Genomic DNA, 13,025 nt, shown 5'->3' on the forward strand with positions numbered 1-13,025 from the left:
TATTGAAAACCATTGAAATCCACACCGACGGTTCCTGCCTGGGCAACCCCGGTCCCGGCGGCTGGGCCGCGCTGCTGCGCTACAAGGGGCACGAACGTGAACTCAGTGGCGGCGAAGCGCACACCACCAACAACCGGATGGAGCTGATGGCGGCCATCTGTGCACTGGAAACGCTGACCGAGCCGTGCAACATCGTGCTGTTCACCGATTCGCAGTACGTGCGCCAGGGCCTGACCCAGTGGATGGCGGGCTGGATCCGCAAGAACTGGAAGACGGCTGGCGGCGACCCGGTGAAGAACCGCGAGCTGTGGGAGCGCCTGCATGCGGCCACGCTGCGCCACCAGATCGACTGGCGCTGGGTGAAGGGCCATTCCGGTGACCCCGACAACGAGCGCGTGGATACCCTGGCGCGCAATGCCGCGACCCAGATCCGCGACGGCAGCCCGGTAAACTGAGCCCATGCGTCAGATCATTCTCGATACCGAAACCACCGGCCTGGAGTGGAAGAAGGGCAACCGCGTCGTCGAAATCGGCTGCGTGGAGCTGTTCAAGCGCCGCCCGTCCGGCAACAACTACCACCAGTACCTGAAGCCCGACTGCGATTTCGAGCAGGGCGCGCAGGAAGTGACCGGGCTGACCCTGGAGTTCCTGGATGACAAGCCCGCCTTCGCCGAGGTGGCCGATGAGTTCCTGGCCTTCATCAAGGGCGCCGAACTGATCATCCACAATGCGGCGTTCGATCTGGGCTTCCTGGACAACGAACTGTCGCTGCTGGGGCCGGAGTACGGCAGGATCACCGACCACTGCACCGTGGTCGATACGCTGGCGCTGGCGCGCGAGCGCTTCCCGGGCCAGCGCAACTCGCTCGATGCCCTGTGCAAGCGCCTGGGCGTGGACAACTCGCACCGCGCGCTGCACGGCGCGCTGCTCGATGCGCAGATCCTGGGCGATGTGTACATCGCGCTGACCTCGGGCCAGGAAGAGATCGGCTTCGGTCTGGACGACGAGGGCGGCGGGGCAGGGGCGGCGCTGCAGGCGTTCGACACCAGTGCGCTGCTGCCGCGCCCGCGCGTGGTGGCCACGCCGTCCGAGCAGGAAGCCCATGCCGCCCGCCTGGAGCGCCTGCGCAAGAAGGCCGGCCACGCGTTGTGGGATGGCCCGAAAGTGGAAGAAGCGGCGAGCGCGTAGGCGGTGGGGGTGGTGGTGGCCGCCGGGCATGGCCCGGCGCTACCACCGTATCCACGCATGGCGTGGATCTACTCTCGTCTTATCCACGCATGGCGTGGATCTACTCTCATCGTATCCACGCATGGCGTGGATCTACTCTCATCGTATCCACGCATGGCCTGGATCTACAGTAGAGCCACGCCACGCGTGGCTATCAGTGGCAGCGCACCAGGATTACGGTGATGTTGTCCGAACCGCCGCCGTCGAGGGCGGCGGCGACCAGGGTGTCCACGCATTCCTGGGCGCTGGCGTCGTCGTAGGCCAGGGTGCGGGCAATTCCGCGGTCGTCCACTTCCTCGGTCAGGCCGTCGCTGCACAGCAGCAGCTGCATGCCCGGGCGCAGTTCACCACTGGTGGTGGCCACGTTCAGGTGGGTCGGGTCGGTCACGCCCAGCGCCTGGGTCACCACGTTGCGGTGCGGGTGGGCGCGGGCCTGTTCGGCGGTCAGGTTGCCCTGCGCCACCAGTTCCTGCACCACGCTGTGGTCCTGGCTGAGCTGGGCCAGCTGCCCGTCGCGCCACAGGTAGGCCCGGCTGTCGCCCACCCAGGCCACCTCATAGCGGTTGCCCTGCACGCGCGCGGCAACCACCGTGGTACCCATCGGCAGGGTGTCGTTGCGGCGGCGCGAGGCGCGGATGATCTCCTCGTCGGCGGTGCGGATGGCCTGGGCCAGCGGCGCACCGCGGCGGATTTCGCGCACGATGGTCTCGCGCGCCAGCGCGCTGGCCACCTCGCCGCAGGCATGCCCGCCCATGCCGTCGGCCACCAGCCACAGCGACAGCTCGCCATCACCGTAATAGGTGTCTTCGTTGAGCTCCCGGCGCAGGCCGGGGTGGGTGAGGTGTCCGAATTCGATCATGGTGGGGGCTGGGGAAGGGTGATGCCGGGGAGAACGGCATCATCACGGCCAAGCGGACATCCGGCAAGGCATGCAGTCAGAAATATTTCATCGGATGTGCGGCAATGGCTTGTGGTCTGCCGCGCTTCCTCGTATTATTCGCGTCCCCGGTTCGCCGGGGACCATCTGGAGAGGTGGCAGAGCGGTTGAATGTACCTGACTCGAAATCAGGCAGGCGTTTATAGCGCCTCGGGGGTTCGAATCCCCCCCTCTCCGCCAGATTAAAAAAAACGGGCTGCCTTAGGGCAGCCCGTTTTTTTTAATCTGGCGCGGGATGCGAAGTGCGCTGCACGCGCTTCGCCCCTGCCGGGGCAGGCCCTCAACAGAGGGGCTTATTCCACCCGATGCGACATCGGGTTGCTGACACGCGGGAACAGCGTGATCGTTGCGGGTTACCATGTGCCATTACCTGCTGGAGCGATGCCATGACCGCTGAAATCCTTGTGCCTGTGTCCTTCGGCGAGCTGCTGGACAAGATCTCGATCCTGCAGATCAAGTCCGAGCGGATCAGCGACGAAGGCAAGCTGGCCAATGTGCGCCGCGAGCTGTCGGCGCTGGATGCCACCTGGATGGGCCATCCGGCCGCGGTGAAGGACATCGCCAAGTTGCGTGCCGAGCTGAAGGCGGTGAACGAGCAGCTGTGGGACATCGAGGACGATATCCGCCTGAAGGAAAAGGCGCAGTCCTTCGACCAGGGCTTCATCGACCTGGCGCGCAGTGTCTACCTGCGCAATGACGAGCGCGCGCGCATCAAGAAGGCGATCAACCTGGCGCTGGGCTCGGTGTACGTGGAAGAGAAGTCGTACCAGGATTACGCGCCCCGCGCGTAATCCCGTAGATCCACGCCATGCGTGGATGGGCCCACCGGCCCGTCGATCAACCCCGATGGTCGGCCACGTAGCGCTCGAAGGCGGCAATGCCGTCCTCGACCGTGATCAGTTCCATCACATCGTCGAACTCGATCTTGGTGCCCCACTTCAGGTCGACCGCCTGCTTGCCCAGGTATTTGCGCGCGGCATCGTCGTAGCGGTCCACGCAGTAGCGGCGGTCCGAATACGGGCCGCTGCGGTGCGGGTTGCTGGCCGCATGCAGGCCCAGCACCTTGCTGCCCATGGCGTTGGCGATGTGCATTGGTCCCGAATCGGGGGTCATCACCAGGTCGGCGCGGGCCAGCAGCGCCGGCAGCTGCTTCAGCGTGTCCCTGCCCACCAGATCCAGCGCCGGGGTCTCCAGCTGGGCCTGGATGGCATCGGCCATGCTGCGTTCCAGTTCACTGCGGCCGCCGCACAGCACCACGCGCCAGCCACGGGCCTGGGCATGGGTGGCCACGGCGGCGTAGCGGTCGGCGTACCAGTTGCGGCGCACGTGGCTGGAACACGGCGAGATCATCAGCACCGGGCGGCCATCGTCCTCCCATTGCGCCGCGGCCCACTCAAAGGCGGCCGGCGGTACGGCCAGGTCCCAGCTGACCGTGTCCTGGCGCAGGCCCAGCGGCTCGCAGAAGCTGCCGATGGCATCCAGCACATGGATGCCGGGGCGGTCGGGAATGCGTTCGTTGATGAACAGCCCGTGCAGATCCTTGGAGCGGCTGCGGTCGTAGCCGATGCGGCGCTCGGCCGGAATGAAGGCCGACAGCAGGTTCGCGCGGAAGGCTACCTGCATCTGCAGCAGTGCCTCGAAGCGCCCGGGGGGCAGCTGATGGCGCAGTGCCTTCACCCCGGCCATGCCGGTCTTCTTGTCATAGGCATGGAAGACCACGCCGGGCAGGCCGTCCAGCAGCTTGTGGCCGACCTTGTCGATGATCCAGTGGATCGGCGTATCCGGGCGCGCAGCCTGCAGGGTACGCACCAGCGGCACGACATGGGTGACATCGCCCAGGGCAGACAGGCGAAGGAGGCACAAGGATGAGGACGCTGATGCCATGTGTTGTTAGACTCAAAGGAATGGTCGCATTTGACGCCAATGAAGCGCTGACGCCATGCCGCGAGGGTCGCGGCATCGGGGCCATTCTGTTCGACCGCGAGCGGCTGCGGCAAGCCGAGGCGGGTCTGTTCTCGCCCCAGTACTGGGGAAACAAGGCCCGGCCGGTGGGCGAAGGCGGCCGCGGCAGCGCCTGGTTCGTCGATGCCTCCTTCGGTCCCGGGGTGCTGCGCCACTACCTGCGCGGCGGCCTGGCAGCCAAGCTCAGCCACGACCAGTACATCTGGCGCGGCTCGGACCGGACCCGCAGCTTTGCCGAATTCCGGCTGATGCGCGCGCTGCGAGCGCAGAAGCTGCCGGTGCCCCGGCCGATCGCCGCCTTCTACATGCGCGAGGGCCTGCGCTACCGCGCGGCCATCCTGATGGAGCGCATCGAGGGCGTGCGCTCGCTGGCCGACCGCGCACTGGTGGCCGGCCGCGGTGCCCCCTGGGAAGAGGCCGGCCGTCTGATCGCGCGCTTCCACCGCGCCGGGCTGGACCATGCCGACCTCAACGCACACAACATCCTGTTCGATGGCAACGGCCATGGCTGGCTGATCGATTTCGACCGTGGGGTCATCCGTATTCCTGCCACCGCCTGGCGCGAGCGCAACCTGAAGCGCCTGCTGCGTTCGCTGCTGAAGCTGCGCGGCGAGCGCAGCGTGGAAGACGTGCAGAAGGATTACGCGCGGCTGCGCCGTGCCTACGACATGGCCTGGAACCGGGGCACCTGATGGGCTGGTCGTTGCGTTTCCTTGGCGTCGGCAATGCGTCGGCGGTCGAGCTGGGTTCGCCCATGTCGGTGATCGAATGCGATGGCCGCCCGTGGCTGACCATCGATTGTGGCGGCGAGGGGCTGACCGCGTTCAAGGCGCACTACGGGCACCTGCCGCAGGCGCTGTTCGTCACCCATGTGCACCTGGACCACGTGGCCGGCTTCGAGCGCCTGTTCGTGGATACCTTCTTCAGTGCGCAGCGGCGCGGCAAGGTGCGCCTGTACGTGCCGGCCACGGTGGTGCCGCTGCTGCACAAGCGCATCGGTGATTACCCGAACGTGCTGGCCGAAGGCGGCGCCAATTTCTGGGATGCCTTCCAGCTGATCGTGGTGGGCGATGCGTTCTGGCATGAAGGCGTGCGCCTGGAAGTCTTCCCCGTACGCCACCACTGGCCGGAAACCGCCTATGGCCTGCGCCTGCAGGGGGCGCTGGTGTGGAGTGGCGATACCCGGCCGATTCCGGAAATGCTGGCGCGCTTTGCCAACGACAACGAACTGATCGCCCACGACTGCGGCTTGCACGGCAACCCGTCGCACACCGGCGTGGACGATCTGGAACGTGAGTACAGCGCCGAACTGCAGGCGCGGATGATGCTCTATCACTACGCCAGCGCGGCCGATGGTCAGGCCCTGGCGGCGCGCGGGCATCGCGTGGCCCAGCCCGGGCAGTGCGTGGCACTGGCAGCGCCCACCGCGCCGAACGTGCTGGCGCAGGACCCGCCGTGAACATCTGCGGCCAACCTGCCGACGTGGCGCTGGCGGCCGAACTGGAACAACTGGAACGCGCGCTGCACACCCCGCACGTGCGCGGTGACCGCGCGCGGCTGGCGGAACTGCTGGATGAGGATTTCAGCGAGATCGGCAGTTCAGGCCAGAGCTACGGCCGTGCGGCAGCGCTGGCCGAGATTCCGCTGGAACGGGCGCAGGTGCAGATCGAATCGGAGCAGTACGCGGTTGCGCTGCTGACGCCCGAGCTGGCCCAGGTGCGTTACCGCAGCCGCTACCACGTGGATGGCCAGCCGCAGCGCTGGGTGCTGCGCAGTTCGCTGTGGCGCCGGCATGCGCAGGGATGGAGGGTGGTGTTCCATCAGGGCACGCCGGAGGCGGGGTAGCGCCGGGCCATGCCCGGCGAAGGGCGCCAACCAAGGTTGGTAGCTACCAGGGCGAGGGGCGAAGGGCGCAAGCCGAGCTTGGCATCTACGGGGAACGAGGCGCGGCCTGAAAAGGCGGTGGCCCCGCCGGCTGACCTCGGCGCCCGCGTCGATCGATACCGTTGCTGCCTTCCGGCCCTGGCGGGATTTTCGACCTAGCGTCGCGAGGGGCCGACGGGGCCACCATAGAGACGTTGGCCGCCCAAGGGCGGCCGGTTCACGGAACAGGGGAAGCGGCGCGCAGCGCGCCGAAGACCACAGCCGGACTGCACATCGACTGGGCCGATGGCAGGCGCGCATTCTAGCGCAGGCGCGGCCGCTTGTGCCAGCGCCGCGCACTGAATCGGCTGTAACCCGGCACCACCTGCAGCGGCCCCGGCGCAGCCGCGTTGCTAGAATGCCCGACAGGAGGAACGGCCTCCCCCACATCGGGAATGAATGACCAGGACGGCCTGGCCCTGCCAAAAGGAGGGCCGTCATGGCCTGGATCCAATTGTTGTTCGCTGGCCTGCTGGAAATCGTCTGGGCCGTTGCGATGAAGCAATCCGAGGGCTTCAGCAAGCCCGTTCCGTCCATCATCACCGTGGTCGGCATGATCGCCAGCTTCTGGCTGCTGGCCCTGGCCATGCGCAACCTGCCGCTGGGCACCGCTTACACCATCTGGACCGGCATCGGCGCGGTGGGTGCGTTCGTGGTGGGCATCGTGTTCCTGGGCGAGCAGCTCAGTGCGATGCGCATCGGCGCGGCGGTGCTGATCGTCAGCGGGCTGGTGCTGATGAAGCTGTCCAGCAGCTGACAGGTCGCTACACTTTGCGGCCCAACCGTGCCTGTGCCGCGGGCCGACGCAAGGACGCAACGCCGCAATGACCTCTGCAAGCACACCCCGCGCTGACCGCGTGGCCAAAGGGCTGTTGTTTACCCTGATGGGCATGGCAATGCTGGCCATTGCCGGCTGGACCCTGGCCGATCGCCTGCAGTTCCTGGACCGGGCACAGCCGGTCCAGGGCTGGGTGGACCATCTCAATGCCGGCGGCTCGCACCCGCAGGTGGTGTTCCAGACGCCGGCAGGGCAGCGCGTGTCGTACGCCCAGAACGGGCTGATCTTCGGCTATGCGCCGGGACAGCCGGTGCGCGTGCTGTACCTGCCCGAGGCGCCGGCGCGTGATCCGGTGGTGGACACGCCCGCTGCGTTGTGGGGCGTGACCGTACTGATTGGCCTGATCGGTGCGGTGTTCGTGTTCGCCGGGTTGGGGCGGGTGCTGCCGCGTCGTTAGAGTGGGTTGTGCGTGGCGGCGCGCAGCTCAGGTGTCATACACGCCGCTGTCCCAGGGTTCGAAGAACGCCATGTAGTTGCCGGGCTGCATTTCCACTGCCCACAGATCGTCCTCGTCCTCCGGTGCGCGTGCGACCAGGCCGAAGGTCGTGCCGAACTGCTCCACCGCGAACGGTGCAACCTGTACGCGCCGATGCTCGATGGCACCCAGGGCGTGCAGGCGCGCCTGACGGATCGCGCGGTGCTGTTGTGCATCCACCTGGTCGCGCGGGCCCAGCGAATCGATCTGCGCATCCAGCAGGGCGCCGTCGGCGTCGAACAGGTACAGCGCGATGTATTCGCAGCCAGGCTGGCGGCGCGTGGCCGGTTCGAACGGTGTGGTCAGGATGAACTGCCGTCCATCTTCCGTGCGGCCGATGCAGTCGGCGTAATGGTCATCCGGGTCGATGGCGATCCGTTCGGGGCGTTGGCTCATGGTGGCGTCCTTGCAGGGGAGCGGCATTGAACCGCGTCTGCCCGGGGCGACTCAAGTGATCGCCGCAGGTATTGGTGTCCGAACATGGCGAGCAGCCGGCCGCGCGTGCCCGCAGACTGCGCGCCTCGCAGACACGGAGTTCCCATGATCGATCGTCATCATCGTTTTGTAAGCCTGCACCGCGGCGCTGACCTGCTGGTGCTGCCCACCGTGTGGGACGCAGGCAGTGCGCGCCTGGCTGAGGATTGCGGTGCGCAGGCACTGGGCACTTCCAGTGCGGCCATGGCGTGGTCCTGCGGCCACGCCGATGCGTGCGTGCTGCCGGAGGACGCGCTGCTTGAGCGCGTGCGGCAGATCCTGCGGGTGACGACGCTGCCGCTAACCGTGGATATCGAAAACGGCTACAGCGACGATCCGCAGCAGGTGAGCGCGCGCGTGCTGCGCTTGGCTGATCTGGGCGTGGTGGGCATCAACATCGAGGATGGCGAGGGCAGCGGCGAATTATTGGCGGCGAAGATCGCGGCGGTGCGCTGCGCGCTGGCGGGACGTCCGTTGTTCATCAACGCGCGGACCGATGTGTATCTGCGCGGCTTCGCCGAGGGCGCACAGGCCGTGGCGCTGAGCGTGCAGCGCCTGCAGGCCTGTGCGCAGGCCGGTGCGGATGGGGGATTTGTTCCTGGATTGCAGGCGCTGGCCGAGGTTGCGGACGTCGCTGCACAGGTGGCGCTGCCACTGAACCTGATGGCGTTGCCCGGCATGGCGCCGGCCGACCACTTGCGCCAGGCCGGCGTACGCCGCTTGAGCGCCGGGCCGGCGCTGTTCCTGCAGGCCTGGGCGGCTACGGCAGCGGCAACGCGCACGCTGCTGCAGAGTGGGGTGCTGGTGGATGCGGATGGAGCGTCATACGGCGAGGTGGATCGGCGCTTTGCGGTGGCTGGTGGGGTGGGCTGACAAGGGTGGGGCTTCCGCCCCACCCATGTCATGCGATCTCAGCGCTTGACCAGCTCCACGCGTCGATTCGTACGACGTCCGTCCTCGGTTGAATTTTCCGCAAGCGGTTGGCTCTGGCCCAGGCCCTTGGCCGCCAGTCGATCGGCTGCGATTCCGGCGCCGACAAGGCGATTGCGCACCGACTCTGCGCGCGCCTGCGAGAGTGTCTGGTTGTGCGCAGCACTACCGCTGTCGTCGGTGTGTCCCTCCACCGAAAGCTGGAGATCTTGATCGACTTTCAGCAGCTGGGTGACCTGCTGGATCTGCGGCTCCGAGTCCGGCAGGATCTCGGCGGCGTCGGTGGCGAAGTTCACCTGGATCGACACTTTCCCACTGCTTTCCAGCGCCTGTTTCAGGGTGTCGGCTTCAATGACCTTGGCCGTTATCTGTACCGGTTTCGTTTCCGCGACGAGCAGTGCGCCGGAATTTCCACTGGAGCCCAGGTGAATCCAGATATCCCGATCATCATGATGGATGACGTAGGTTTCTGCCGGCTCATTGTAGATATCGCCGATGCCGCCGACATACTGGACCCCGGCCTTGCTGCTGCCGATATCACCCGATGCATCGGCGGGAAGGGTGCCGGAGAAAATGCGTTTGCCACCCAGTGCCTCTACCAGGCTCTGCACATTGCGACTGAGCTCAAGTTGCGAATAAGGGCGGTCGCTGTTGCTCTGCAGGACCGACGAATGGACCTTGCCTTCGATCCACTCCACGCGATCACCGGTCCAGAACGGCACGCGATCAAATGGACTGTCCACCACATCCTGACGGGCGTAGCCCTGCGGCAGCCCGACGTAGGGGAAGCTGCCCAGCGGCGCCTGGGATACCGGCAGGTCGGCGACGGCGAACGGGCGGGCCTTCTGATTTTCATCCGCAGTCGCCGCAGACTGCGCGGAGGATTCCGCGCTGGCGCTGGTGCTGGTCTGGGCGGCCGGTGAGGCGACGCCTTCTGCAGGCGTTTCGGCGGAGCCCTTGCAGGCGCCCAATGTCAGTATCAGGCTTGCGGCCAACAGGCTCACACGTACTGCGGACAGGTTCGATCCGAACGTCAGGTTCATGAGCGCACCTGCCTCATCAGTTCGTTGCAGACGTCGCCGGTCGGTTTGTACTGGCCTTTCTTCCAGGCAGCGGTGATTTTTTCCCGCTCCCGTGCTTCGGCAGCGTCATAGGCCTGGTCGAAGTCTGTCTCTGTGCCAAAGATGGTTTTCACCTGGGCCTTGTGCCGTGCGCGCAGCGTTGCGGTCTGTTCGGCTGTTGCGCCGCACGCCAGCGCATTGCCCGTATGCGTGCCTCCCACCGCTCCGTATCGTGCCGCAGCGCCGTCCTGTGCGAGTACGGGAACGCTGCCGATCAGCAAGGCAGTGGTGATCACTAGCTTCGTCATGGAATAGCGCATGTTGATGGTCCTCATCGGGCCCGGTAGCGGGCATCAATCCCTGTGCTGCGAGCATAGCAACAGGCAATGCCAGGCAGGATGGCGCTGCATCGGGCGGCCCTGTGGGCGGCCCCAAGGTGAACAGCGTAAGGATGACGAACAGCCGCAAGGGGCTGCGCCTGGCCAACCCGGCGGCCCTTGAGAGTAGTGCCAAGGACGTCTGCTCCACGCATGGCGTGGACCTACGGATCTGTCTGGGCGAGCAAGCCCCTCTGTTGAGGGGCTGCCCCGACAGGGGCGGGGAGAGGCAGGCAAAGGGAGGGGCCCATTCGTTGCGTAGCAACGCATGGGGCGAAGCGCGCGCAGCGCACTTCGCTTCCCGCGCCAGATAAATGAAAAAGGCTGCCCAGAGGGCAGCCTTTTTCATTTATCTGGCGGAGAGAGGGGGATTGTCGGGTGCATCCCTGCACCCGATCCCGATGCGCGTTGCACATCGGGACCAGCCTGCGGCTGTCCGGTTCTGCTCCTGCAGAACCGTCGAACCCCCGCGGGGCTTCTCACCCGCCATCCCGTCCGCCAGACAAACGCAGAAGGGCCACCCTGTGGGCGGCCCTTCTGCGTTTGTCTGGCGGAGAGAGGGGGATTCGAACCCCCGAAGCGCGGTTTAGACGCTTACACACTTTCCAGGCGTGCTCCTTCAACCACTCGGACACCTCTCCGGATTCCCTGCCATCGGCAAACGCCTCAGCAGGGGCGCAGATTCTAGCGGGCGCCGCGCCCGGACACAAGCACCGTGTTTCAGGGGGAGGGGGCTGGACAGGCATGGCACAATGGAACATCCGATGGAAGACGGTGGCCTGATGTCCTATCTCGTGCTTGCCCGCAAGTGGCGTCCGAAGCGTTTTGCCGAGCTGGTGGGCCAGGAACACGTGGTCCGTGCGCTCAGCAATGCGCTGGACAGTGGCCGGGTCCACCATGCGTTCCTGTTCACCGGTACCCGCGGCGTGGGCAAGACCACCATCGCGCGTATCTTCGCCAAGTCGCTGAACTGCGAGCAGGGCACCAGCGCCGACCCCTGTGGCCAGTGCGCAGCCTGCCTGGACATCGACGCCGGCCGCTACATCGACCTGCTGGAAATCGACGCCGCGTCCAACACCGGCGTGGATGACGTGCGCGAGGTGATCGAGAACGCCCAGTACATGCCCTCGCGCGGCAAGTACAAGGTCTACCTGATCGACGAAGTGCACATGCTGTCCAAGGCGGCGTTCAACGCGCTGCTGAAAACGCTGGAAGAGCCGCCGGAGCATGTGAAGTTCCTGCTGGCCACCACCGACCCGCAGAAGCTGCCGGTCACCGTGCTCAGCCGCTGCCTGCAGTTCAACCTGAAGCGGCTGGACGAGGACCAGATCCAGGGCCAGATGACCCGCATCCTGGCCGCCGAGGAGATCGAGTCCGACCCCAGCGCCATCGTGCAGCTGTCCAAGGCCGCCGATGGCAGCCTGCGTGACGGCCTGTCACTGCTCGACCAGGCCATTGCCTATGCCGGTGGTGCCCTGCGCGACGACGTGGTGCGCACCATGCTGGGCACCGTGGACCGCACCCAGGTGGCGGCCATGCTGGATGCCCTGGCCGACGGCGAGGGCGCGCGCCTGCTGCAGGTAGTGGCGGCGCTGGCCGAGTTCTCGCCCGACTGGAGCGGCGTGCTGGAAGCGCTGGCCGAGGGCCTGCACCGTATCCAGGTGCAGCAGCTGGTACCGGGTGCGGCTGCCGCCGCCGAAGGTCTGGACGTGGCTGCCTTTGCTGCCCGTCTGCGCCCGGAAGTGGTGCAGCTGTGGTACCAGATGGCGCTCAATGGCCGCCGCGACCTGCCGCTGGCGCCGAGCCCGCGCGCAGGCTTCGAAATGGCCGTGCTGCGCATGCTGGCCTTCCGCCCGGCGGCCGCGGTGCCGCCGGTCCCGCGTGCGGTCGACCCGGCCGCAGGTGCTGCCCCGGGCGGCAACGCGCCCAACGGCGGTGGTCCCGGTGGCAGCCAGGAGGCCGCTCCGGCTGCCGCTGCCTCGGCCCAGGCCCCGGCGGCGTCAGAGCAGGTGAGCGCCGCAGCGCATACCCCGTCGCCGCAGCCCGAGCCGCCGCCGCGCGAACCGGAGCCTGAACCGGAACCGGAACCGGAACCCACCCCGGAACCTGAACCGGTGCCGGTAGAAGAACCTGAAACCCCCACACCGGTGAGGGCCGAGGTTGCTGCGCCGCCGGCCCAAGCGAGCGACGATCTGCCGCCGTGGGCCACCGAGGAGGCCGAGGCCGCCCACGCCCGTGATGCGTCGCTGGCCGGCGTGCATGCCACCCCGGAGGCGGCCATGGTCGCCCCCTGGCACGAACCGCCGGCACCGGCACAGCCCGCCGAGGTTGCCGAAGAGCGCTCGTTCCAGCCGGAAGGCATTGCCATTGCGCCCGCACCGGCGGCCGCCGACCGTGGCCCGCAGGAAGCGGTGAGCGAACTGGCCAGTGCCGAGGACTGGCTGGATCTGGTGGCCGGCAGCGGCCTGAACGGCCCGTCGCGCCAGTTGGCCGCCAACGCCGCCTTCATCAGTTGCCAGCAGGGCACCTTGAAACTGGGGCTTTCGCCCGGATTTGAATACCTGCGCTCCGAGCGCGCGCTGGCGGCGCTGGGCGAGGTGCTGGAAAAGGCCCTGGGGCAGGCGCTGCGGATCGTGGTCGAGACCGTGGAAACCGAACACGTACCGGCCGAGACCCTGCACCAGCGTGCCGACCGCCAGCGTGGCGAGCGCCAGCAGGCCGCCGAGGCCACCTTCATGGACGATCCGGAAGTCCAGCTGCTGATCCAGCAGCATGGCGCCCGGGTCGTTTCCGATTCCATCCGTACTTTTGACGAGTAAGA

General features: G+C 67.0%; 15 protein-coding genes, 2 tRNA genes and 1 other RNA gene. 11 read left to right on the forward strand and 7 right to left on the reverse strand.

The annotated features are described in order from the left end of the window. The first annotated feature begins 2 nt into the window (after positions 1-2). On the forward strand, positions 3-455 hold the full coding sequence (rnhA, locus tag C1930_RS04945) for a ribonuclease HI (RefSeq protein WP_108748723.1): 453 nt from the start codon (positions 3-5) through the stop codon (positions 453-455). 4 nt (positions 456-459) lie between these two features. Continuing rightward, positions 460-1,188: a DNA polymerase III subunit epsilon gene (gene dnaQ, locus C1930_RS04950; RefSeq protein WP_108771214.1), complete on the forward strand. Its 729-nt coding sequence runs from the start codon at positions 460-462 to the stop codon at positions 1,186-1,188. Between the two features lie 193 nt (positions 1,189-1,381). Here the strand turns inward: dnaQ and C1930_RS04955 are convergent, their stop codons facing one another. Further along, entirely contained in the window at positions 1,382-2,086 is a 705-nt protein-coding gene (locus tag C1930_RS04955) for a protein phosphatase 2C domain-containing protein (RefSeq protein WP_108752324.1), read from the reverse strand. 167 nt (positions 2,087-2,253) lie between these two features. Between C1930_RS04955 and C1930_RS04960 the strand changes: the two genes are divergently transcribed. After that, positions 2,254-2,344, forward strand: a tRNA-Ser gene (locus C1930_RS04960). Positions 2,345-2,550: 206 nt separating this feature from the next. Next, the gene (locus C1930_RS04965; protein ID WP_108755533.1) at positions 2,551-2,955 is read left to right on the forward strand and encodes a DUF6165 family protein; all 405 of its coding nucleotides are present in this window, start codon (positions 2,551-2,553) and stop codon (positions 2,953-2,955) included. A gap of 46 nt (positions 2,956-3,001) precedes the next feature. Here the strand turns inward: C1930_RS04965 and C1930_RS04970 are convergent, their stop codons facing one another. After that, a complete protein-coding gene (locus C1930_RS04970; protein WP_108752326.1) occupies positions 3,002-4,048 on the reverse strand; it encodes a glycosyltransferase family 9 protein in 1,047 nt (348 codons plus the stop codon). 20 nt (positions 4,049-4,068) lie between these two features. On the opposite strand from C1930_RS04970, the gene C1930_RS04975 reads away from it, so the two are divergent. Genes C1930_RS04975 through C1930_RS04985 form a run of 3 tightly spaced genes read left to right on the forward strand, consistent with a single transcriptional unit; the run spans position 4,069 to position 5,971 of the window. Continuing rightward, positions 4,069-4,818 carry a 3-deoxy-D-manno-octulosonic acid kinase gene (locus C1930_RS04975; protein ID WP_108748728.1) on the forward strand — a complete coding sequence of 250 codons (750 nt, stop codon included), beginning with the start codon at positions 4,069-4,071 and terminating at the stop codon, positions 4,816-4,818. Beyond that, positions 4,818-5,585 (forward strand): MBL fold metallo-hydrolase, encoded by a 768-nt coding sequence (locus C1930_RS04980; protein WP_108771215.1) that lies wholly within the window; start codon positions 4,818-4,820, stop codon positions 5,583-5,585. Before C1930_RS04975 ends, C1930_RS04980 begins: the two co-directional genes overlap by 1 nt. Continuing rightward, a complete protein-coding gene (locus C1930_RS04985; protein WP_108755536.1) occupies positions 5,582-5,971 on the forward strand; it encodes a nuclear transport factor 2 family protein in 390 nt (129 codons plus the stop codon). Before C1930_RS04980 ends, C1930_RS04985 begins: the two co-directional genes overlap by 4 nt. A 120-nt stretch (positions 5,972-6,091) precedes the next feature. Here C1930_RS04985 and ffs read toward each other — a convergent pair. Continuing rightward, positions 6,092-6,188: signal recognition particle sRNA small type (gene ffs, locus C1930_RS04990), an RNA gene on the reverse strand. Between the two features lie 300 nt (positions 6,189-6,488). On the opposite strand from ffs, the gene C1930_RS04995 reads away from it, so the two are divergent. Both C1930_RS04995 and C1930_RS05000 read left to right on the forward strand, forming a co-directional pair. Further along, on the forward strand, positions 6,489-6,806 hold the full coding sequence (locus C1930_RS04995) for a multidrug efflux SMR transporter (protein WP_108752329.1): 318 nt from the start codon (positions 6,489-6,491) through the stop codon (positions 6,804-6,806). A gap of 67 nt (positions 6,807-6,873) precedes the next feature. Continuing rightward, on the forward strand, positions 6,874-7,284 hold the full coding sequence (locus C1930_RS05000) for a DUF3592 domain-containing protein (protein ID WP_108755537.1): 411 nt from the start codon (positions 6,874-6,876) through the stop codon (positions 7,282-7,284). Positions 7,285-7,311: 27 nt separating this feature from the next. On the opposite strand, the gene C1930_RS05005 is transcribed toward C1930_RS05000, so the two are convergent. Beyond that, positions 7,312-7,758 carry a hypothetical protein gene (locus tag C1930_RS05005; protein WP_108771216.1) on the reverse strand — a complete coding sequence of 149 codons (447 nt, stop codon included), beginning with the start codon at positions 7,756-7,758 and terminating at the stop codon, positions 7,312-7,314. Between the two features lie 144 nt (positions 7,759-7,902). Between C1930_RS05005 and C1930_RS05010 the strand changes: the two genes are divergently transcribed. Then, positions 7,903-8,709, forward strand: coding sequence for an isocitrate lyase/phosphoenolpyruvate mutase family protein (locus C1930_RS05010; RefSeq protein WP_108771217.1), 807 nt, complete (start codon positions 7,903-7,905; stop codon positions 8,707-8,709). Positions 8,710-8,747: 38 nt separating this feature from the next. On the opposite strand, the gene C1930_RS05015 is transcribed toward C1930_RS05010, so the two are convergent. The 3 genes from C1930_RS05015 to C1930_RS05025 form a co-directional block, all read right to left on the reverse strand. Continuing rightward, positions 8,748-9,809 (reverse strand): OmpA family protein, encoded by a 1,062-nt coding sequence (locus tag C1930_RS05015; RefSeq protein ID WP_108771218.1) that lies wholly within the window; start codon positions 9,807-9,809, stop codon positions 8,748-8,750. Continuing rightward, the gene (locus C1930_RS05020) at positions 9,806-10,147 is read right to left on the reverse strand and encodes a hypothetical protein (RefSeq protein ID WP_159093555.1); all 342 of its coding nucleotides are present in this window, start codon (positions 10,145-10,147) and stop codon (positions 9,806-9,808) included. Before C1930_RS05020 ends, C1930_RS05015 begins: the two co-directional genes overlap by 4 nt. Before the next feature lie 605 nt (positions 10,148-10,752). Beyond that, a tRNA-Ser gene (locus tag C1930_RS05025) sits at positions 10,753-10,845 on the reverse strand. A gap of 141 nt (positions 10,846-10,986) precedes the next feature. On the opposite strand from C1930_RS05025, the gene dnaX reads away from it, so the two are divergent. Further along, a complete protein-coding gene (gene dnaX, locus C1930_RS05030) occupies positions 10,987-13,023 on the forward strand; it encodes a DNA polymerase III subunit gamma/tau (protein ID WP_199912431.1) in 2,037 nt (678 codons plus the stop codon). The last annotated feature ends 2 nt before the right edge of the window (positions 13,024-13,025 follow it).

The organism is Stenotrophomonas sp. SAU14A_NAIMI4_8 (assembly GCF_003086695.1).
In the GTDB taxonomy this organism is placed as follows: domain Bacteria; phylum Pseudomonadota; class Gammaproteobacteria; order Xanthomonadales; family Xanthomonadaceae; genus Stenotrophomonas.